Source organism: Streptomyces sp. B5E4 (assembly GCF_039871555.1).
Taxonomy (GTDB): Bacteria; Actinomycetota; Actinomycetes; order Streptomycetales; family Streptomycetaceae; genus Streptomyces.
Genome location: NZ_JBDPMI010000001.1, coordinates 505,010 through 524,942, shown reverse-complemented (window position 1 = coordinate 524,942; position 19,933 = coordinate 505,010). Strand labels below are relative to the sequence as shown.

Here is a 19,933-nt window from a genome sequence, read left to right as displayed (position 1 = left end):
AGGACGGCCCGGAGGTCGGCACCGGGCCGCACGGCCGCGAGCGGCCGGCAGGCGGCGGGCACGGCGAGCGGTGCGACTGGGCCTCGCACCGGCTCCCTCCGCCCGCCCCGGCCACATCGCGCGGGCCGTCAGGACCCCTTCCCCCGTTTCGCGTGGCGGGGGAAGGGGCCCAGCTCTGGCCGGAGTTGCACCCCCCGTGACGATGCGGTGACGCACCGCGGGGTATCGTCACGCCCGCAGGGGGCCGGGGACGGGGCGTGTACACATGTCGATCCGAGTCGTGGTCGCCGACGACCAGGCGCTGCTGCGCGGGAGTTTCCGGGTGCTGGTCGAGACGGCGCCCGGGCTCAGCGTGGTGGGCGAGGCGGCGACCGGCGCGGAGGCGGTCGGACTGGCGGCGGCGGAGTTGCCGGACGTGGTGCTGATGGACGTACGGATGCCGGAGGTCGACGGCATCGAGGCGACACGGCAGATCTGCGACTCCCCGGCGACGGCCGGGGTGCGGGTGCTGATCCTGACGATGTTCGACCTCGACGAGTACGTGTACGGGGCGCTGCGCGCAGGCGCGAGCGGCTTCCTGCTCAAGGACACCCCGCCGGCCGAACTGCTGCGCGCGATCCGCGTCGTGGCCCGCGGGCAGGCGCTGCTGGCGCCGTCGGTGACGCAGCGCCTGATCCGCCACTTCAGCCGGCTGCCGGAGCCGCTGCCCGACCTGCCGCGGGATCTCACGCGGGTGACGGTGCGGGAGCAGGAGGTGCTGGTGCTGGTGGCGCGCGGGCTGGCGAACGGGGAGATCGCGGACCGGCTGGGGCTGAGCCTGCCGACGGTGAAGTCCCACGTGAGCCACCTGCTGTCGAAGCTGGACGCGCGCGACCGCATCCAACTGGTCATCACCGCCTACGAAACCGGTCTGGTGACCCCCACCCGCCGCTGACCACCGCCGTCCCTCACCCTCGGGTCACTCCCCCAGTCCCGCCTCCCGCGCCCGCAGCATCGCCGCGATCCGGTCCTGCACCCCGACACCCCCTCCCCGCCCCGCCGCCGACCGCAGGTCACCGTCACTCCCCCAGTCCCGCCTCCCTCGCCCGCAGCATCGCGGCGATCCGGTCCTGCACCCCCAGCTTCGTGAAGATGTTCGAGATGTGGTTGCGCACCGTCTTCTCCGACAGCACCAGCTCCCGCGCGATCCGCCGGTTGTTGTAGCTGCGCGCGATCAGGTCCAGCACCTCCCGCTCCCGCTGCGTCAACTGCGGGAACGCCCGCCCCGCCGGCACCGTGTGCAGGGCCGAGAAGTACCGGCTCAGCCGCTCCGCCACCGCCGGGCTGAAGACCGCGCCGCCCGCGGCCACACACCGCACCGCGCCCAGCAGCTCCGCCCGCGACGCGGCCTTGTCCAGATACCCGTACGCGCCCGCGCGCAGCGCCGCGACCACCGCGTCGTCCTCCACCGACGCCGACATCACCAGGACCCGGGGCGACGGCCCGCCGCGGCACGGGGAGTTGAGCTGCCGCGTCGCCTCCACCCCCGAGCAGCCCGGCAGATGGAGGTCCATCAGCACCACGTCGACCCGCGCGTCCGGCTCCGCCAGCGCCGTCAGCGCGTCCTCGCCCGCCCCCGACTCGCCCGCGATCTCCAGGTCCGGCACGTTCTCCAGCGCCACCCGCACCCCGTCCCGGAACACCGGGTGGTCGTCGACGACGTACACCCGCACCGCGGTCATACCGTCCCTCCCGGCAGCAGCGCGCGCACCAGCGTCCCGTGCGGCAGGTCCGTGCGCGGCAGTATCCGCAGCGTGCCGCCCACCTCCTCCGCGCGCCGTGCCATCGACGCGATGCCCAGGCCCAGCAGTCGCCGCGGCGGGCGCCCCTGGCCGTCGTCGGCGATGTCCAGGCGCAGCGCCGTGGCCGAGGTCCAGACCCCGAGCTGGACGGTACGGGCCGCAGCGTGCCGCAGCGCGTTGGTCAGCCCCTCGGCGGCGATGCGGTACGCGGCGACCTCCACCGCCGGGTGCAGCGCGGTCAGCCGCCGCGGCACCCGGGCCCGTACCTCCGTGCCCGTGCCGTCGTGGCGGGCGGCGAGCCGGACGAGGGCGCCGGCGAGCCCGGCCTCGGCGAGGTCGGGGGGCCGCAGGTCGTCGATGACCGAGCGGATCTCGGCGTTGATGCCGGCCGCCGTGCGGGCGGCGTCGGCGACGAGTCGGCGGCCCCGGGGCTCGTGCACAAGCAGGTCGGCCGCGGTCTCCAGGCGCAGCCGGATGCTGGCGAGGTTGCCGCCGAGGCCGTCGTGCAGGTCGCGGCGGAGCCGGTGCCGCTCGGCCTCGCGGGCGGCGACAACCTGGTCGCCGCGGCGGCGCAGCTCCTCGCGCAGCACCAGTGCGGCGACCATCGGCGACAGTTGGTCGACGTAGGTGTCGAGGCCGCAGCCGCGCGGCGGCGCGTAACAGCTGAACACCCCGTAGACCTCGCCCTGGTGGATCAGCGGCCGGCGCTCCGCCGGGGCGGCGGCCTCGCCCGCCAGGGCCCGGCAGCCGGCGGCGGCGCCGCGCCGCAGCGTACGCAGGGCGGCACCGGCCGCGCCGAGGTGGGCGACCGCCAGCTCGCAGGCCAGCGTGACCGCCTCCGCCGGCCGCACGTCGTCGCGTATCCGTGCGGCGAGCAGGCGCAACGCGGCCTGGACGCCGCGCTCAGGGCGCTCCCTCACCTCGGCATGGGTCTCCACCCTGTCACCATCGCTTCCTCCCCGCTGCCTGTGCGTGTCCCGTTCCCCGGGCTCAGGGCCCCGGCACGCCCAACCGGACTCCGCCTCCCGGCGCCGGCTCGTACGGCGGCCGGGCCGGCACCCGGTAGCCGCCGGCGGCCGTCGGGCCCGCGTCGAGCACGCCGCCGTACATGGCGGCGCGCTCGCGCATGCCGACGAGCCCATGGCCGCCGTCCGGCCGCGCCTGCCGGTCGGGTGCGGCGCGGCCGTCGTCGGTCACCTCGATCCGTACGTCCGTGCCGTCGGCCTCGACATCGACCCGGCAGGTCGCCACCCCGGCGTGCTTGACCACGTTGGTCAGCGACTCCTGCGCGATGCGGTGGACCGACAGGCCCACGCCGGCGGGCACGTCGTCGAGCCCGCTGGTCGTCAGCTCCACCGCGACGCCCGCGGCGCGCACCCGCTCGGCGAGCGCCCCGAGTCGCGCGACGCCGGGCGTCGGGTCCAGGTTGCGTGCCTCCAGGTTGCCCGGGTCCGGGCAGGGGTCGGTGGCGGTGCCGGTGTCGACGCGCAGCAGCCGCAGCATGCTGCGGAGTTCGGCCAGCGCCTCGCGGCTGATGGACTCGATGGCCCGCAGCGACTCGACGACCTCGGCGGGCCGTTCTGCGGCCACGTGGTTGGCCACCGATGCCTTGACGGCGATGACCCCGATGCTGTGCGTGACGACGTCGTGCAGCTCGCGGGCCACGCGCAGCCGTTCGCCGGCGACGGCGCGCAGCGCCAGTTCCTCCGCGGCCCGGGCCGCGGCGAGCCGCCGGTCACGCACCACGCGCGCGGCGACCCAGGCGGTGGCGGGCAGCAGCACGGCGAAGCCGAGCGTCTGGGGGTGGACGGGTACGTCGCCGAGGAGCCCGGCGGCGGCCAGGCACAGCGGCCCGCCGGCGAGGAGGGCGGCCACCACGCGGGCGTCCACGTCGCGGCGCGGCTGGGTGAGCGCCACCGGATAGAGCGTGTACGCGACGGCGGCGAACCCCGCGGCGCCCCAGCCCAGCGGCCAGGCCGCCACCGCGACCGCCAGGCTCACGCAGCAGGCGGGCAGCGGGTATGAGCGGCGCAGCGCGGGTGCGACGGCGGTCGCCGCGGCGACGGCGGCGATGAGCCAGCCGGGCGGATGCGAGCGGAGGGGCAGGGGCGCGAGCGCGGTGAGCACCGTCAGGCCCGCGAATCCGGCGGCGGCGAGCAGGTCCTGCGGCACCACCCGGCCGCGCCGCCGCGGTCGGTGGTGCCGTGCTGTGCCTCCGTCGCCTCCGTCGCTCTGCACGGGAGGACCATAGAGGGCACCGGGTGCCGTGCGCTTCCTTCCCGAGTAGGTCATCCTCACGCACGATAGGCGCCGCGGCACGGTCGGTGACGTCTCGGGCCGCCCCGGAACCGCCGGGTTCGTCAGGTAGGGACGTGCGGGGTGGCCGGCGGCAGGTCCACGGTGACGAGGAGCCCGCCGGCGGAGCGCGGGGTGAGGGTGAGGGTTCCGTCGTGGGCGTGGGTGAGGGTTTCGACGATGGCCAGGCCGAGACCGACGCCTGCGCCGTCGGTGTGGACGCGTTCGGTGCCGCGCTGGAACGGTTCGGTGAGTGTCGGGGCCAGCTCCGGGGAGATGTGCTCGCCGGTGTTCTCGACGGTGAGCACCGCACCGGTGTGGTGGACGCGGGTCTTCACCCAGACGATTCCCCGTTCGGGCACATTGTGGACGATCGCGTTGTGCACGAGGTTCATGGTCAACTGCAGCAGGAGCGCCGTCGATCCGAAAGCCGGGGCGATGTCACCGGAGGTCTCGATGGTGATACCGCGCTCCTCGGCGAGCGGGAGCAGCGCCTCGGTGGCCTCTTCCGCGAGCAGGGACAGGTCGACATGTTCCCGGGTGAAGGACCTCTGTTCGGCGCGACTGAGGACGAGCAGCGCCTCGGTGAGGTCGATCGCGCGAGCGTTGACGGTGCGCAGACGGTCGACGAGTTTGCCGGGTTCGTGCGTCGGATCGTTGCGGGCCACGTCGAGGAGGGACTTCGAGATCGCGAGTGGCGTACGCAGTTCGTGTGAGGCGTTGGACGCGAATCTCCGCTGCTCGGCGACGTGCGCTTCGAGCCGGACGAGCATCGCGTCGAAGGCGTCGGCGAGTTCGCGGAACTCGTCGCTGCGGCCCGGCAGCCGGATCCGGTGGGAGAGCGATCCGTTCGTGGCCATGCGGGTGGCGTCGGTGATGCGCGTCAGCGGCGCGAGCATGCGGCCGGCGAGGATCCATCCGCCCAGGAGGCCGAAGACCAGGAGGAACATCATGACCGCGGCGGCGGTGGGGGCGAAGCCGCGTACGAAGTCAGTGCCCGGGCTTGCTCGCCATGCCCCCTCCGCGTTGGTCCGCAACCACCCCTTCCGCAGGAGGAACAGTCCGATGGCGGCGAGCAGCAGGGCACCGGCGAGCATGAGGAATCCGGCGTAGCTGAGGGTGAGTTTGACGCGAACGCTCAAACCCGGCCGCCTATCCACGGCCGCGCCTCTCATGTGGCCGGTCGTCGGCTGTCGGAACGTGCATGGCACTCATGCTAGGAGTCGGTGCATATCGTCCGGTTATCGAAAACCGCCCCCTTCCGGCAACGCGGGGCTACCTGCCGGTAGCATGTCGTCGGCGTATCGGAAACCCCATACGTGCGGGCAACACCGCGCCGTCTTGACTGGCCGCATGTCCTCCAGCGAGCCGGGCCGAACCCCGCATCGACAAGGGCCGGGAGTCTCGGGCGTGAGCCCGACCGTCCGGCCGATCACCGCCGCCGAGCACCTGGCGTTCGTGCGGCGACAGCGGTCGGCCAGCTTCCTTCAGACCCCTGCCTGGGGCCGCGTCAAGACCGAGTGGCGCAGCGAGTCCCTCGGCTGGTACGACGGCCGGGAGCTGGTCGGCGCCGGGCTCGTCCTGCACCGCCCGGTACCGCGCCTCGACCGTTTCACGCTGGCCTACCTGCCCGAGGGCCCGGTCGTCGACTGGACCGGCGAGATCGCCGCGTGGCTCGACCCGCTGGCGGCCCATCTCAAGGCGCACGGCGCGTTCGCGATCCGGCTCGGCCCTCCGGTGCGTACCGACACCTGGAACGCGGGCCGGGTCAAGGAGGGCATCACCGACCCGGGCGTCAAGCGGCTCACCGAGATGTCGGGGAGCCGGGCCGACCCGGTCGGCATCCGCGTGACCGGCCGGCTCCGGGACGCCGGCTGGCTGCCGCAGAGCCCCGAGGACGGCTTCGGGACCGGGCATCCGCAGTTCAAGTTCGAGATCCCGCTGACCGGCAGGACCGAGGACGACCTGTTTGCGGGCATGAACCAGCTCTGGCGCCGCAACATCAAAAAGGCGGCCAAAGCGGGCGTCGAGGTCACGGTCGGCGAGGGCCCGGAGGACCTCAGGGCGTTCCACGACCTGTACGCCCACACCGCCGAGCGCGACCGCTTCACACCGCGGCCGCTGCGCTACTTCGAGACCATGTTCGCGGCGCTGAGCGCCGAGGACCCCGAGCGCATCAGGCTCTACCTGGCCCGGCACCAGGGCGACCTGGTCGCCGCCGCCGTCCTGGTCCGCGTCGGGGCCCACGCGGTGTACGCCTACGGCGCCTCCTCCACCGGCAAACGCGAGGTGCGCGGCTCCAACGCCTGCCAGTGGGCGATGATCCGCGACTCGCTGGCGGCCGGCTGCGACGTCTACGACCTGCGCGGCATCACCCCCACCCTGGACGCCGACGACCCGCACCTCGGGCTGATCCAGTTCAAGGCCGGCACCGGCGGTCAGGCCGTACGGTACGTCGGCGAGTGGGATCTGCCGCTGCGGCCGATGGTCTACCGGGCCTTCGACCTCTATCTGAAGCGGCGCGAGTCCCTCAGGCGGCGGGGGCGGGCATGAGTTCCGGCCGCATCGCAGGGCCGGGTCCGAAGACGGCTCGCGACCTGCCGTGACACGGCGGGCCGAAGGGCGGCAGCGGGGCGGCGCGGATGTCCCGGCTCGCCCCCGCCCGGCTACGTGAGCGCGGCGGCGACCTCGTCGAGTCCCGCCCCGCGGGAGCCCTTGACGAGCACCACGTCGCCGGCGGCGAGGTTGCCGCGCAGCCAGTCGACGGCGGCGGCGATGCCGGCCAGCAGCACAGCCCGCTCTCCGGCGCCGTCGGCGATCGGCCGGGCGGCCTCGCCGACGGCGACCACCAGGTCGGCCCGGGAGGCGGCGTACGCGCCGACGGCGCGATGTGCGGCCCGGCTCTCCTCGCCCAGCTCCAGCATCTCGCCGAGGACGGCGATGCGGCGCCCGCCCTCGATCGCCGCGAGCGCGTCCAGGGCCGCGCGGGTGGAGTCGGGGTTGGCGTTGTAGGAGTCGTTGAGCAGCGTCGCGCCGCCGGCGAGGTCGCGGGGTTCCATGCGCCACTTCGACAACGACGCGGTGGCCAGCCCTTGCGCGGCGACGTCGAGGGGAACGCCGGCCGCCAGTCCCGCCGCCGCGGCAGCGGACGCGTTCAGCGCCTGGTGGGCGCCCACGAGCGGCAGTGCGACGCGGACTGAGGCGTCGGCGGTCCGCAGCGTGAAGGACGGCCGGCCGCACTCGTCCAGCGCCAGGTCGAGCACCCGCACGTCGGCGTGCTCCGCCCGGCCGAAGGTCAGCACCGGGCCGTCGGTGAGCGAGCGCATCGCGGTGACCCGCGGGTCGTCGGCGTTGAGGACGGCCGTGCCGCCGGGGGCGAGCCCCTGCACCAGTTCGCCCTTGGCGGTGGCGATGGCCGCGCGCGAGCCGAACTCGCCGAGGTGGGCCTGGCCGACGTTGAGGACGACGGCGATGTCGGGCGCGACCAGACCGGTGAGCGCGGCGATGTCGCCGATGCGGCGGGCACCCATCTCCAGGACGAGGAACCCGGTGCCCATGTCGGCCCGCAGCATGGTCAGCGGCACCCCGAGCTCGTTGTTGAGCGAGCCGATCGTGGCGGTCGTCGGCGCGGTGGACGACAGCACGGCCGCCAGCAGGTCCTTGGTGCTGGTCTTGCCCTGAGAGCCGGTCAGTCCGACCACGGTCAGCCCATGGCGCAGCCGGGCCACGACGTGGGCGGCAAGCGTCTGCAGCGCCGCCTGGACATCGTCGACGACGACGGTGGGCAGCGGCGTGGGCCGGGAACCCAGCACGGCCACCACGCCGGCCCGGCCGGCCTGCCCGGCGTAGTCATGGCCGTCGACGCGCTCCCCGGCGACGGCGACGAAGAGGCCGCCGGGCTCGGCCTGCCGGCCGTCGAGCACGGCCGGAGCGGTCACCGTCACGGCACCGTCGCCCTCGACCGTCCCGCCGACGACCGCGGCGATCTCGCGGAGACTGAGCGGGATGATGCCCGCGCGACGCGGGAGCCGGGGCGCGGGGGCGAGGCCGGAGAGATAGAGGTAGGAGGAGGCTGGTTCGCTGTTGGTCACGCCTCCAGCCAACGAAGCGTAGTGTTGCGGGGGCGTATGCGGATTTCGATATGCCGACGATATGCCGCCGACCCGGCGGTAACATATCGCCGGGATATGGGAAAGAGCATACGCTCAGGCAACACCTCCTCTCGTTGGCTGGAGGCATGACCTACAGCCAACCAGCACGAGCGGCGGCCCGCCGCACCCCCTCGCGGACGTCCGGTTCCCCCTCGTCCACCGCGACGGCGGGTATCACCTTCTACGGCTGCGGGCGCGACGAGGAAATGCTGGTCCGGGAGATGGCGCCCCGCCTGGGGGTGGCGGCGACGCTCACGGCGGCAGCGGTGTCCGAAGCCACTGTGGAGCTCGCGCTCGGAAACCGGTGCATCAGCGTCGACCACAAGACCCGGATCACCGATTCCACTCTTCTTGCGCTCAGCCGGGCCGGCGTCGCCTACCTCTCCACCAGAAGCATCGGATGCAACCATATCGATGTCGGGTACGCGGAGAGCGTCGGGATTTCCGTGGAGAACGTCGCCTATTCGCCCGACAGCGTCGCCGACTACACCCTGATGCTCATGCTGATGGCGGTGCGGCACGCGAAACCCACCCTTCGCCGTGCGGATGTCCACGACTACAGATTGCCTGACGTACGCGGGAGAGAACTGCGCGATATGACCGTCGGGGTCGTGGGGACAGGACGCATCGGCGCGGCGGTCATGGACCGGCTGCGGGGCTTCGGCTGCCGGATCCTGGCCCACGACACCCGTCCCGGCACCGCCGCGGATTACGTTCCCCTCGATGAACTGCTGCGGCGGAGCGACCTGGTGACACTCCATACACCGCTCACGCCGGACACCCACCACCTCCTCGACCGTCAACGCATCGGGCTCATGAAGCACGGCGCCTTCGTCGTCAACACCGGACGGGGTGCACTGCTCGACACCGAGGCCCTGCTTCCGGCATTGGAGGACGGCAGGCTGGGCGGTGCCGCGCTGGACGTCCTCGAAGGCGAGGAGGGGATCTTCTACGCCGACTGCCGGAACACACCCATGGCAGGCGGTCCGTTGCCGCGGCTCCAGAAACTCCCGAACGTGCTCGTCAGTCCGCACACCGCCTACTACACCGACCGTGCCCTCAGCGACACGGTAGAGAACTCCCTCACCAACTGCCTTGAATTCGAAAGCAGGAACAAGCGTGGCTAGGCTGAAGGTCGGCATCGTCTTCGGGGGCAGCTCGGAAGAGCACCCCGTCTCCGTGAAGTCCGCGCAGGAGGTCGCCCGGAACCTCGATCCCGAGAAGTACCAGCCGTTCTACATCGGGATCACACAGGGCGGCGCCTGGAAGCTCTGTGACGGTCCCGGTCCGGACTGGGAGGACGGCAACTGCCGTCCGGCGCTGCTGTCACCGGACCGCGGCACACGCGGCCTTCTCGTGCTGGAGCAGGGACGATACGGAAGGATCGGTCTGGACGTCGTGCTGCCCGTGCTGCACGGCAAACTCGGCGAGGACGGTGCGATACAGGGCCTGCTGGAGCTGACCGGCATCCCCTACGCGGGCTGCGACGTCCAGAGTTCCGCTCTGTGCATGGACAAGTCACTTGCTTATCGCATCGTCAGGAGCGCGGGCATCGCCACGCCGAACTTCCGGACCGTCACGGCGGACGACACCGTCGACCCCGACCGGCTGACGTATCCCGTCTTCGTCAAGCCGGCCCGCTCCGGCTCGTCCTTCGGCGTCAGCAAGGTCTCCGGGCCGGAGGAACTGCCGAGCGCGGTGAAAACGGCACGGGAGTACGACTCGAAGGTGCTGATCGAGGAAGCGGTGGTCGGCAGCGAGGTCGGGTGCGCCATCCTGGGCGACGGTCCCGATCTGATCGCGGGCGAGGTGGACCGGATCGCACTCTCGCACGGCTTCTTCAAGATCCATCAGGAGGCGGATCCGGAAAGCGGCTCCGAGAACTCCACCCCCATCGTTCCCGCCGACATTTCGGCGGAGTCGCGCTCACTCGTCCTGGAGACCGCGAAGGCCGTGTACCGCGCCCTGGGCTGCAGCGGGCTGGCGCGGGTCGACATGTTCCTCACGAACGAGGGGGACGTGGTCCTCAACGAGGTCAACACCTTTCCCGGCCTGACCTCCTACAGCCGGTACCCGAGGATGATGGCGGCCGCGGGGCTGCCGCTTTCCCAGGTGATCGACCGGATGATAGCGCTCGCCTTGACAGGGCATACCCGGTGAACGGCGACTTCGCCTTTCTCGACGAACTCGTACCCGGGCTGCGGTGGGATGCCAAGTACGCCACCTGGGACAACTTCACCGGGAAGCCGGTGGACGGATACCTGGTCAATCGCATCGCCGGCACCAGGGATCTGGGCGCGGCCCTGGGCAGGGTGCGTGACAAGGCAGCGGCCCGTGGATTCGGTCTGCTGCTCTGGGACGGCTACCGCCCGCAACGGGCCGTGGACTGCTTTCTGCGCTGGTCGGAACAGCCGGAGGACGGACGCACCAAGCAACGGCACTATCCGAACATCGGCAGAGCCGAGATGTTCGAGCGGGGTTATGTCGCTGCCAGGTCGGGCCACAGCCGGGGCAGCACCGTCGATCTCACCCTCTACCATCTGGACACCGGTGAACTCGCCCGCATGGGGGGTGGCCACGACTTGATGGATCCCCTCTCCCACCATGGAGCACAAGGGATCACGCAAGGCGAGGCCGGGAACCGTGCACATCTCCGTTCCCTCATGGAGACGTGCGGCTTCAGCTCCTACGCGTGCGAGTGGTGGCATTACACACTCGACGACGAGCCCTACCCCGACACCTATTTCGATTTTCCCCTGGGGTAGGGGAGCCGCCCGCGGAGCCGGGCCACCGAACGCACGGCAAGCCCTCCCCGGCCGCACGCGGCCCCGCCCGTGCCCTGGCCCCTGCCCGGCCTCGCCGGAACACTCGCTCACGGATCACGGGCCGACACCTTGACAGTGCTCGTAGCGAACCGGCAGCATTTCCGTTATTCAGAAAGGTACTTCCGAGATTCGGAAGGAGAGCGGGCCCCATGGTCTTCGGCGACCGGCGCTTCACAGTGAACCTCTCGATCCTGTTCACCGAGCTTCCGCTGCTCGAACGCCCGGCCGCGGCCGCCGCGGCCGGCTTCGACGCCGTCGAGCTGTGGTGGCCCTGGCCAGAGGCGCCCGTGCCGGAAGCGGTGGAGCTGGATGCCCTGCGGGCCGCGCTGGACAAGGCCGGAACCCGGCTGACCGGGCTCAACTTCTACGCCGGCCGGCTGCCGGGACCCGACCGCGGTGCGCTCTCCGTACCCGGCGCGGAGTCCGAGCGGTTCCGCGCCAACCTCGACGTGGCCGCCGGCTTCGCCGCCGCCACCGGCTGCCCGGCGCTCAACGCCCTCTACGGCAACCGCGTCGAGGGCGTCACGGCCGCCGAGCAGGACCTGCTCGCCCTGGAGAACCTGGTGCTCGCCGCCCACGCGGCCGACCGGGCGGGCGCCGTCCTGCTGATCGAGGCGCTCAACGGGCCCGAGTCCCCGCACTATCCGCTGCTCGACGCGGCGGCCGCCGTCGCGGTGGCCGACAAGGTCGACGCCGCCTCGGGCCTCGGCAACGCCCGTTTTCTGATGGACCTCTACCACCTGTCGATGAACGGCGCGGACCTGGAGCAGGTCATCGACGCCCACGCAGGCCGCACCGGACACGTCCAGATCGCCGACAACCCCGGCCGCGGCGCGCCCGGCACCGGGACGCTGCCGCTGGCCGCGCTGCTGGACCGGCTCGCCGCCGCCGGGTACGACGGTCACGTGGGCCTGGAGTACAAGCCGGGCGACCGGCCGAGCGCCGAGTCCTTCGGCTGGCTCCCCCGCTGACCCGTCTGCCCGCCGACCCCGTACGCCCGCGCCCGGCCAGAGCAGAAAGGCACCACCCCCATGACCACCAACTCCGCAGCCCACAGGGCCGGCCGAACTGACCGGCCCTCGATTGCCTGGATCGGTCTCGGCATCATGGGCTCCCCCATGTCCGAGAACCTGATCGCGGCGGGCTATCAGGTCACCGGCTACACCCTGGAGCAGGACAAGCTCGACCGGCTGGCCAAGGCCGGCGGCACGGCGGCCGGTTCGATCGCCGGGGCCGTCGCGGACGCGGACGTGATCATCACGATGGTCCCCGCGTCGCCGCAGGTCGAGGCCGTCGCGTACGGGCCGGACGGGATCCTGGCGCACGCCAGGAGCGGCGCGCTGCTCATCGACATGTCCTCGATCACCCCGCAGACCTCCGTGGATCTGGCGAAGAACGCGGCCGAGCGCGGGATCCGGGTGCTCGACGCCCCCGTCTCGGGCGGCGAGGCCGGGGCGATCGAGGCGGTGCTGTCCATCATGGTGGGCGGCGAGCAGGCCGACTTCGAGAGGGCCCGGCCGGTCTTCGAGGCGCTGGGCAGGACGATCGTGCACTGCGGCCCGCACGGCGCGGGCCAGACGGTCAAGGCCGCCAACCAGTTGATCGTCGCGATCAACATCCAGGCGTGCGCCGAGGCCGTGGTCTTCCTGGAGAAGTCCGGCGTGGACCTGGCGGCCGCGCTCGACGTCCTCGGCGGCGGGCTGGCCGGCTCCACCGTGCTGGCCCGCAAGAAGGACAACTTCCTGGGCCGCGACTTCCGGCCCGGCTTCCGTATCGACCTGCACCACAAGGACATGGGCATCGTCACCGACGCCGCCCGGAACGTCGGCGCCGCGCTGCCGGTCGGCGCGGTCGTCGCCCAGCTCGTCGCCGCGCTGCGCGCGCAGGGCGACGGCGGCCTGGACCACTCCGCGCTGCTGCGCGGCGTGGAGCGCCTCTCCGGCGGCGAGGTCTGACCGTACGGGGAAGGTCCGGCCCGTACGAGGACGAGAACGCAGACCCCCGCCCCCGTCCGGGGCGGGGGCGGGGGCTCGCGGGTGCCCGCCGTCAGCTCTTCAGCGGCAGGATCGACGTGGGGGCGTGCCACGGCTCGGTGGCCTGCTCCTCCCACTCGCGGACGTCGCTGATGTCCGCCGTGGTGCTCATGGAGATGTTGGTGATCCGCTCCAGGATCGCCTCCACCACCACCGGCACCCGGTACTCCGCCGCCAGCTTCCGCGCCCGCGCGAACGCGGCGCCCAGCTCGCCCGGCTCGGTGACCCGGATCGCCTTGCAGCCCAGCCCCTCGGCGACCTTGACGTGGTCGACGCCGTAGCCGCCCAGCTCCGGCGAGTTGACGTTCTCGAACTCCAGGTTGACCTGGAAGTTCATGTCCAGGCCCAACTGCGCCTGCCGGATGAGGCCGAGATACGAGTTGTTGACGAGCACCTGCACGTAGGGGATGCGGTGCTGTGCGCCGACCGCCAGTTCCTCCACGAGGAACTGGAAGTCGTAGTCGCCGGAGAGCCCCACGACCAGCGCCTCCGGGTCGGCGGTGGCGACGCCGAGGGCGGCGGGCACGGTCCAGCCGAGCGGGCCGGCCTGGCCGCAGTTGATCCAGTGCCGCGGCCGGTAGACGTGGAGCATCTGGGCGCCGGCGATCTGCGAGAGGCCGATGGCGGTGACGTAGCGGGTGCCGGGGCCGAAGGCCTTGTTCATCTCCTCGTAGACCCGCTGCGGCTTCATCGGCACGTCGTCGAAGTGCGTACGGCGCTGGAGTCGCGCCCTGCGCTCCTGGGTGGCCGCGGCCCACGCGGCGCGGTCCGGCAGCCGGCCGGCGGCACGCCGTCCGCGGGCGACGTCGGTGAACTGCCGCAGCGCGGCGCCGGCGTCGGAGGCGATGCCGTAGTCGGGGGCGAAGATCCGGCCGATCTGGGTGGGGTCGATGTCGACGTGGACGAAGGTGCGGCCCTCGGTGTAGACGTCGAGCCGGTAGCCGGTGTGGCGGTTGGCCCAGCGGTTGCCGATGCCGAGGACGAAGTCGGCGGCGAGGAAGTTCTCGTTCCCGTAGCGGTGGGAGGTCTGGAGTCCGACCATGCCGGCGTTGAGCGGGTGGTCGTCGGGGAGGGCGCCCCAGCCCATCAGGGTCGGTACGACGGGCGTGCCGGTCAGCTCTGCGAACTCCACCAGCGACGCGCAGGCGTCGGCGCCGATGACGCCGCCGCCGGCGACGATCAGCGGGCGCTCGGCGGCGCACAGCATCGCGACGGCCTTCTCGGCCTGCGCGCGGGTGGCGGCGGGGCGGTGCACGGGCAGCGGCTCGTACGTGTCCGGGTCGAACTCGATCTCGGTGAGCTGGACATCGGTGGGCAGGTCGACGAGCACGGGGCCGGGGCGGCCGGAGCGCATCAGGTGGAACGCCTGCTGGAAGACGCCGGGCACCTGGGCGGCCTGGAGCACGGTGGTGGCCTTCTTGGTGACGGGGGTGGCGATCGCCGCGATGTCGACGGCCTGGAAGTCCTCCTTGTGCAGCACGGGCGTCGGCGCCTGTCCCGTGATGCACAGGATCGGGATCGAGTCGCCGATCGCCGAGTACAGACCGGTGATCATGTCGGTGCCGGCGGGGCCCGAAGTGCCGATGCAGACACCGATGTTGCCCGCCCGGGCGCGGGTGTAGCCCTCGGCCATGTGCGAGGCGCCCTCGACGTGCCGGGCGAGGACGTGGCCGATGCCGCCGGCGGCCCTGAGGGTCGCGTAGAACGGGTTGATCGCCGCTCCGGGGACGCCGAACGCGACCTCGACGCCTTCCTTCTTGAGGATCTCCACCGCCGCGCGCGCGGCTGTCATACGAGGCATCGCGTGCACCTGCTCTTCTCGGCTTTTCCGTATCACGGAATTTGAGTTTTACTATATGGAAGCAATCTAGAAGCGGGGCAAGTCGGCGTCAAGAGCCGGATTCGTAAGGGATGCTGGAGTGCGGAACCCACCACGCGGCCCCGAACCAGGAGCACTTCCATGCCAGAGAGCGTGCCGGTGCGCTGCCCGGCCTGCCGGCGCGAGCACGCGTACACCCCGAGCACGTTCCCCTGCGCCTGCGGCGCCCCGCTGACGCTGCCGCTGCTGCACGGCGGGGTGCCGGTGGAGCTGAAGCACCGCACGTGGCGGGACTCGTGGGTGACGGTGCGCTGTCCCGTCTGCGACCGGCGCGACGAATGGCCGCGGCCGGAACTGTCGTGCGACTGCGGCGCGGTGGTACGGCTGCCGGTGGCCCCCGCGCAGTCCCGCCGACCCCGGCCGGCCCCGGCGCCGCCGGTCCCGCCCGCATCGGCGGCCGCACCGGCCGCACCGGCCGCGCCCGGCCCTCCGGCCGGCCCTCCGCCCCGCCCGGCAGCGGCGCCGCGGCGGCCGGCGTTCCGTCCGGTGACCATCCGCAACACCGGCGACGCGGTCACGGCCGCCGCGCAGTACCTGCGCTGGCTGGGCTTCACGGATCTGGTGAAGAACGAGGACCGGCCCGCCTCCGGCGTCGACGTGCGCGGCGCGGGCGTGGTCGCCCACGTCGACCCGACCACGACGCCGACGGCGCTGCGGCACGTCGAGTGCGTGTGGCTCAGCGGCCTGAACGCCTCGGCGCTCGCCGTCTTCTTCTCCCTCGCCGGCTACACCCGCGAGGCCCGCACCCGGGCCGACGAGCTGCGGCTCCCGCTGTACGTGATGGACCTCACGGGCACCCCGCAGCCGGTCAACGACCCGGGGGACGAGCTGATCCGCACGGGCGCCGCACGGCGCGGCTGACAGGAGGCTCCGCGGGCGGCGACCAAAGTATGCGGCCGGGCCGCCGCGGTCGTACGAAGGTCTCGACGCCGTCGGCGGGGGCGCCACACCAGGCGGACGACCGTAGATTGGCCGGTATGCCCCGTACCGCCACCGAGACCCGCGCCGCCGGCAGCACCCGGCGGGACCGGCTCGCCGACGCCGGCCTCGTCCTCTTCGCCGGGGCCTTCTCGTTCCTGTCCGCCGACTCCGCGCTGCCGGAGGACGGTGCCGGCGCCTCGGAGAACGTGATCTTCGCCGAGGCCCTGGCCGCCGGCGTGGCCTGCCTGGCCCTGCTGCTGCGCCGCCGCTGGCCGGTGCCGCTCGCGGTGGCGATGCTCGTCGCCGACTCCTTCGGCCACTTCTTCATCGGCCCGACGCTGGTGGCGGTCTTCACCGTCGCGGCGCACCGCCCGCTGCGCACCACCGGCTGGGTCGCGGCCCTCGTCTGCGCCCGGCTCGTGGGCTTCCTCGCCAGCGTCCCGGACCCGGAGGATCCGCGGACCGGCGCGGGGGTGGCGTACTTCTCGCTGGTCACGGCGGCCGTCGTCTGGGGCCTGTACCGCCGCTCCCGGCGCCAGCTCGTCGCCTCGCTGCGCGAGCGCGCCGAGCAGGCGGAGGCCGACGCGGCGCTGCGCGCGGAGCAGGCGCAGCGGCGGGCGCGGGAGGAGATCGCGCGGGAGATGCACGACGTGCTGGCGCACCGGCTGTCGCTGCTGAGCGTGCACGCGGGCGCGCTGGAGTTCCATCCCGGCGCCCCGCCGGCGGAGGTCGCCCGTGCGGCGGGCGTGATCCGCGACAGCGCGCACGACGCGCTGCAGGACCTGCGGGACGTGATCGGGGTACTGCGCGCACCGGCGGACTCCGGCGCGGGCGCCGGGCGTCCGCAGCCGACGCTCGGGGACGTGGACCGGCTGGTGGCGGAGGCCGGCGAGGCGGGCATGCGCATCGCGTACGAACCGGACGTCACCACCCCGGAGGCGGTCCCGGCGGCGACGGGGCGCACGGCGTACCGCATCGTGCAGGAGGGCCTGACGAACGCACGCAAGCACGCGGCGGGCACGAAGGTGACGGTGACGCTGACGGGCAGCCCGGAGAAGGGCCTGACGGTGGAGGTGAGCAACGCGCTGCCGGGCGCAGCCGGGGAGGCGGACGGCCTGGGGACCGCGGCGGTCCGGCCGGGCGGCCGGCCGGCCGGCGGGCAGGATGGGGAGCGCACCGGGCACGGCCTGCCCGCGGTGGGCGCGCGCCCGGCGGCCGGGCGGGGTGCCGGTGGTGCCGGCACCGACCGGTCCCCGGTTCCCGCTCTCGCGGCGAAGCCGCGGGGCGGGCCCGGCCGTCTCGCCGGCACGCCCGTCGCGGTGCCGGGACCCGGCGACCGGATCAGCGGCTCCGAAGCCGGCGCCGGTGCCACCGGGCCCATTCCGGGGGCCGGGCAGGGGCTCGTCGGACTGGGCGAGCGGGCGTCGCTGGCCGGCGGGCGGCTGGCGCACACGGTCGACGGCGACGGCTTCCACCTGCGCGCCTGGCTTCCCTGGGGCCGCCCGTCCCGTACGGAGTGAGCCCCCGGCGCGCCCGCTAGGGTGGGCGCGTGTCCGACCAGACCGCCGATCCCGCAGATCCCGCAGATCCCGCCCCCCGGGTCGGCGTGCTCCTCGTCGACGACGACCCCCTCGTCCGGGCCGGGCTGCGGCTGATGCTCGGCGGAGCGAGCGACATCGACGTCGTGGGCGAGGCCGCGGACGGCAGCGAGGTGCCGGCGCTCGTGGCCGCGCACGCGCCGGACGTCGTGCTCATGGACATCCGCATGCCGCACCTCGACGGCCTCGCCGCCACCGAGGCGCTGCGGCGGTGCGCGGAGCCGCCGGAGGTGCTGGTGCTGACGACGTTCCACACCGACGCGCACGTGCTGCGGGCCCTGCGCGCGGGCGCCGCGGGGTTCGTCCTCAAGGACACCCCGCCCCGGGAGATCGTCGCGGCCGTACGCAAGGTCGCCGCCGGTGAGCCCGCGCTGTCGCCCGCGGTGCTCCAGCAGCTCATCGCCCAGGTCTCCGGCGCCGGCGCCGACGGCCCCGGGCGGTCCGGGGAGCGCGCCCGACGCCGTCTCGCCGCGCTCGGCGAGCGCGAGCGGGAGGTCGCCGTGGCGGTCGGCCGCGGCCGGTCGAACGCGGAGATCGCCGCCGAGCTGTACATGAGCGTGCCCACCGTGAAGACCCACGTCTCGCGCATCCTCACCAAGCTCGACCTCAACAACCGCGTGCAGATCGCCCTTCTCGTCCACGACGCAAGGGAATCCTGAGCCGTCCGCGGTGTTGTACCGATCATGGACATTCCTCTCTCCGTGCTCGACCGGTCGCTGGTGCGCGAAGGCCAGGACCCGGCCGACGCGCTGCGCCGCACCGTCCGCTTCGCGCAGCAGGTGGAGAGGTACGGCTTCCGCCGCTTGTGGGTCTCCGAGCACCACGGCGTTCCCGGCGTCGCGGGCTCCGCGCCGACCGTGCTGGCCGCCGCCGTCGCCGCCGCCACCTCCCGGATCCGGGTCGGCACCGGGGGCGTGATGCTGCCCAACCACCGGCCGCTGGTCGTCGCCGAGCAGTTCGGGGTGCTGGGCTCGCTCTTCCCGGACCGGATCGACATGGGCCTCGGCCGCTCGCTGGGCTTCACCGACGGCATCCGGCGTGCACTGGGCCACGGCATGGCGGACGCGGAGGACTTCGGGGCGGCGCTGGCGGAGCTGCTGCGGTGGTTCGAGGGCGAGCAGCCGGCGTATCCGGGGGTGCACGCCGTACCGGCGGAGGGGCTGCGGGTGCCGGCGTACGTGCTGGCCATCGACGGCGGCGCCGACATCGCCGCCGCGCACGGGCTGCCGCTGGTGATCGGCGCGGGCCGGCGGCCGGAGAAGATGCTGCGGGCCGTCGAGCGCTACCGCGAGGCGTTCACGCCCTCGGCGCAGCGGGCCGAGCCGTACGTCGTCGTGGCGGTCGCCGCCGCGGTGGCGGACTCGGCGGAACGGGCCGCCGACCTGCTGCTGCCGGAGGCGTGGGCGACGGTCTGGTCCCGTACCCGCGGGGAGTTCCCGCCGCTGAGGCACCCGGAGGAGATACGGGCCCGTACGCTCACCGAGCGCGAGGCCCGCTATCTCGACGAGGCCCGCCAGTCCCAGGTGTCCGGCACCGGCGCGCAGGTGGCCGCCGCCCTCGGCGGACTCGCCGCCCGCAGCGGCGCCGACGAACTGCTGGTCTCCCTGCACACCCCCGACGAGGAAGCCCGGCTGGAGTCCTTCCGGAAGCTGGCGGAGCTGAAGATCGCGGCGCCCGCGGCGGGTTGACGAGGTCTACAGCTCCACCGCCTCCCCCGGCCGCGGCAGCCGCAGCCGGTGTCCGAGCCCCGCCGCCTCGAAGGCGGTGACCAGCGAGTCGGCGCCCTGCGTGAAGTGCCCCCAGTGCTCGAAGTGCAGCGGCACCACGTCGTGCGCCCCGAGCACGGCGGCCGCGGCGGCGGCGTGCTCGCTGGTCAGCGTGAGGTGCGCGGCGCCGAGCAGCGGGGTCTGCGCGGCTCCGGCGAAGAGCACGGCGATGTCCACGGGACCGAGCCGCGCGGCTATCGTACGGACCACGTCGAGCGAGGCGTTGTCGCCGCTGACGTAGACCGTGGGCAGCCCCTCGCCGGTGAGCACGAACCCGGTGACCTCGCCGGTCAGATGCTCGGTGCCGGGCGGGCCGTGCAGCGCGGGCACGGCGGTGACGCGGACCGGACCGACGGCGTACGACTCCCACGCCGGCAGCGCCCGCACCGGCCCGCGCAGCCGCTCCGCCGCCGACGCCGTGGAGAGCACCAGCGGCGCGGCGGCGGCGCACTCGCGCCCGGCCCGGTCGAGGTTGTCGGGGTGCTGGTCGTGCGAGAGCAGCACCGCGTCGACCGGGCCGAGGTCGGCCGGCGCGAGCGCCGGGCCCGCGGTCTTCACCAGCCGCCGCCCGCCGACCGGGTACTCGCCGGGCGGGTCGAACGTCGGATCGGTCAGCAGCCGGATCCCGCCGAGCTGGAGCAGCGCGGTGGGGCCGCCGACGTAGTGCAAGATCGTCATGGCAGT

At 73.4% G+C, this 19,933-nt stretch carries 18 protein-coding genes; 11 read left to right on the top strand and 7 right to left on the bottom strand.

The window, feature by feature from the left end:
• Positions 1-265 precede the first annotated feature (265 nt).
• Positions 266-934: a response regulator transcription factor gene (locus tag ABGA99_RS02155; RefSeq protein WP_347582039.1), complete on the top strand. Its 669-nt coding sequence runs from the start codon at positions 266-268 to the stop codon at positions 932-934.
• Positions 935-1,058: 124 nt separating this feature from the next.
• On the opposite strand, the gene ABGA99_RS02150 is transcribed toward ABGA99_RS02155, so the two are convergent.
• The 4 genes from ABGA99_RS02150 to ABGA99_RS02135 all read right to left on the bottom strand — a co-directional run bounded on the left by ABGA99_RS02150 (position 1,059) and on the right by ABGA99_RS02135 (position 5,236).
• Positions 1,059-1,721, bottom strand: a complete 663-nt coding sequence (locus tag ABGA99_RS02150; protein WP_347582038.1) for a response regulator transcription factor — start codon at positions 1,719-1,721, stop codon at positions 1,059-1,061.
• Positions 1,718-2,719 carry a sensor histidine kinase gene (locus ABGA99_RS02145; protein ID WP_347582037.1) on the bottom strand — a complete coding sequence of 334 codons (1,002 nt, stop codon included), beginning with the start codon at positions 2,717-2,719 and terminating at the stop codon, positions 1,718-1,720. Before ABGA99_RS02145 ends, ABGA99_RS02150 begins: the two co-directional genes overlap by 4 nt.
• A 52-nt stretch (positions 2,720-2,771) precedes the next feature.
• Positions 2,772-4,019, bottom strand: coding sequence for a histidine kinase (locus ABGA99_RS02140; protein ID WP_347575961.1), 1,248 nt, complete (start codon positions 4,017-4,019; stop codon positions 2,772-2,774).
• Positions 4,020-4,141: 122 nt separating this feature from the next.
• Positions 4,142-5,236, bottom strand: a complete 1,095-nt coding sequence (locus tag ABGA99_RS02135) for a HAMP domain-containing sensor histidine kinase (RefSeq protein WP_347575962.1) — start codon at positions 5,234-5,236, stop codon at positions 4,142-4,144.
• 193 nt (positions 5,237-5,429) lie between these two features.
• Between ABGA99_RS02135 and ABGA99_RS02130 the strand changes: the two genes are divergently transcribed.
• On the top strand, positions 5,430-6,629 hold the full coding sequence (locus ABGA99_RS02130; protein WP_347575963.1) for a peptidoglycan bridge formation glycyltransferase FemA/FemB family protein: 1,200 nt from the start codon (positions 5,430-5,432) through the stop codon (positions 6,627-6,629).
• Between the two features lie 113 nt (positions 6,630-6,742).
• Here ABGA99_RS02130 and murF read toward each other — a convergent pair whose 3' ends face one another.
• Positions 6,743-8,086, bottom strand: coding sequence for a UDP-N-acetylmuramoyl-tripeptide--D-alanyl-D-alanine ligase (gene murF, locus ABGA99_RS02125; protein ID WP_347576125.1), 1,344 nt, complete (start codon positions 8,084-8,086; stop codon positions 6,743-6,745).
• A 347-nt stretch (positions 8,087-8,433) separates the two neighbouring features.
• Here murF and ABGA99_RS02120 point away from each other — a divergent pair, with 347 nt between their 5' ends.
• The 5 genes from ABGA99_RS02120 (at position 8,434) to ABGA99_RS02100 (ending at position 13,007) form a co-directional block, all read left to right on the top strand.
• The gene (locus ABGA99_RS02120; protein WP_347576126.1) at positions 8,434-9,354 is read left to right on the top strand and encodes an NAD(P)-dependent oxidoreductase; all 921 of its coding nucleotides are present in this window, start codon (positions 8,434-8,436) and stop codon (positions 9,352-9,354) included.
• Positions 9,347-10,387, top strand: coding sequence for a D-alanine--(R)-lactate ligase VanA-Sc (gene vanA-Sc, locus ABGA99_RS02115; RefSeq protein ID WP_347575964.1), 1,041 nt, complete (start codon positions 9,347-9,349; stop codon positions 10,385-10,387). Before ABGA99_RS02120 ends, vanA-Sc begins: the two co-directional genes overlap by 8 nt.
• Complete coding sequence (gene vanX, locus ABGA99_RS02110; RefSeq protein ID WP_347575965.1) at positions 10,384-10,992, top strand: D-Ala-D-Ala dipeptidase VanX; 609 nt, start codon at positions 10,384-10,386, stop codon at positions 10,990-10,992. The genes vanA-Sc and vanX overlap by 4 nt, the downstream gene beginning before the upstream one ends.
• A 209-nt stretch (positions 10,993-11,201) precedes the next feature.
• Complete coding sequence (locus ABGA99_RS02105) at positions 11,202-12,023, top strand: TIM barrel protein (RefSeq protein ID WP_347575966.1); 822 nt, start codon at positions 11,202-11,204, stop codon at positions 12,021-12,023.
• A gap of 60 nt (positions 12,024-12,083) precedes the next feature.
• Positions 12,084-13,007, top strand: coding sequence for a 2-hydroxy-3-oxopropionate reductase (locus tag ABGA99_RS02100; protein WP_347575967.1), 924 nt, complete (start codon positions 12,084-12,086; stop codon positions 13,005-13,007).
• 91 nt (positions 13,008-13,098) lie between these two features.
• On the opposite strand, the gene gcl is transcribed toward ABGA99_RS02100, so the two are convergent.
• A complete protein-coding gene (gene gcl, locus ABGA99_RS02095) occupies positions 13,099-14,877 on the bottom strand; it encodes a glyoxylate carboligase (RefSeq protein WP_347576127.1) in 1,779 nt (592 codons plus the stop codon).
• Positions 14,878-15,045: 168 nt separating this feature from the next.
• On the opposite strand from gcl, the gene ABGA99_RS02090 reads away from it, so the two are divergent.
• The 4 genes from ABGA99_RS02090 to ABGA99_RS02075 all read left to right on the top strand — a co-directional run bounded on the left by ABGA99_RS02090 (position 15,046) and on the right by ABGA99_RS02075 (position 19,171).
• On the top strand, positions 15,046-15,825 hold the full coding sequence (locus ABGA99_RS02090) for a hypothetical protein (RefSeq protein WP_347575968.1): 780 nt from the start codon (positions 15,046-15,048) through the stop codon (positions 15,823-15,825).
• A gap of 116 nt (positions 15,826-15,941) precedes the next feature.
• Positions 15,942-17,405, top strand: a complete 1,464-nt coding sequence (locus ABGA99_RS02085) for a histidine kinase (protein WP_347582036.1) — start codon at positions 15,942-15,944, stop codon at positions 17,403-17,405.
• A gap of 29 nt (positions 17,406-17,434) precedes the next feature.
• Positions 17,435-18,142: a response regulator transcription factor gene (locus ABGA99_RS02080; protein ID WP_347575970.1), complete on the top strand. Its 708-nt coding sequence runs from the start codon at positions 17,435-17,437 to the stop codon at positions 18,140-18,142.
• A gap of 24 nt (positions 18,143-18,166) precedes the next feature.
• A complete protein-coding gene (locus tag ABGA99_RS02075; protein WP_347575971.1) occupies positions 18,167-19,171 on the top strand; it encodes an MsnO8 family LLM class oxidoreductase in 1,005 nt (334 codons plus the stop codon).
• 6 nt (positions 19,172-19,177) lie between these two features.
• Here the strand turns inward: ABGA99_RS02075 and ABGA99_RS02070 are convergent, their stop codons facing one another.
• Positions 19,178-19,927, bottom strand: coding sequence for an MBL fold metallo-hydrolase (locus ABGA99_RS02070; protein ID WP_347582035.1), 750 nt, complete (start codon positions 19,925-19,927; stop codon positions 19,178-19,180).
• Positions 19,928-19,933 lie beyond the last annotated feature (6 nt).

Excerpts from the sequence above, each read along its gene's own strand:
- ABGA99_RS02155 (WP_347582039.1), top strand. The coding sequence starts at position 266 with ATGTCGATCCGAGTCGTGGTCGCCGACGACCAGGCGCTGCTGCGCGGG.
- ABGA99_RS02150 (WP_347582038.1), bottom strand. The coding sequence starts at position 1,721 with ATGACCGCGGTGCGGGTGTACGTCGTCGACGACCACCCGGTGTTCCGG.
- ABGA99_RS02130 (WP_347575963.1), top strand. The coding sequence starts at position 5,430 with ATGTCCTCCAGCGAGCCGGGCCGAACCCCGCATCGACAAGGGCCGGGA.
- ABGA99_RS02120 (WP_347576126.1), top strand. The coding sequence starts at position 8,434 with ATGCTGGTCCGGGAGATGGCGCCCCGCCTGGGGGTGGCGGCGACGCTC.
- ABGA99_RS02105 (WP_347575966.1), top strand. The coding sequence starts at position 11,202 with ATGGTCTTCGGCGACCGGCGCTTCACAGTGAACCTCTCGATCCTGTTC.
- ABGA99_RS02100 (WP_347575967.1), top strand. The coding sequence starts at position 12,084 with ATGACCACCAACTCCGCAGCCCACAGGGCCGGCCGAACTGACCGGCCC.
- gcl (WP_347576127.1), bottom strand. The coding sequence starts at position 14,877 with ATGACAGCCGCGCGCGCGGCGGTGGAGATCCTCAAGAAGGAAGGCGTC.
- ABGA99_RS02090 (WP_347575968.1), top strand. The coding sequence starts at position 15,046 with ATGCCAGAGAGCGTGCCGGTGCGCTGCCCGGCCTGCCGGCGCGAGCAC.
- ABGA99_RS02085 (WP_347582036.1), top strand. The coding sequence starts at position 15,942 with ATGCCCCGTACCGCCACCGAGACCCGCGCCGCCGGCAGCACCCGGCGG.
- ABGA99_RS02075 (WP_347575971.1), top strand. The coding sequence starts at position 18,167 with ATGGACATTCCTCTCTCCGTGCTCGACCGGTCGCTGGTGCGCGAAGGC.
- ABGA99_RS02070 (WP_347582035.1), bottom strand. The coding sequence starts at position 19,927 with ATGACGATCTTGCACTACGTCGGCGGCCCCACCGCGCTGCTCCAGCTC.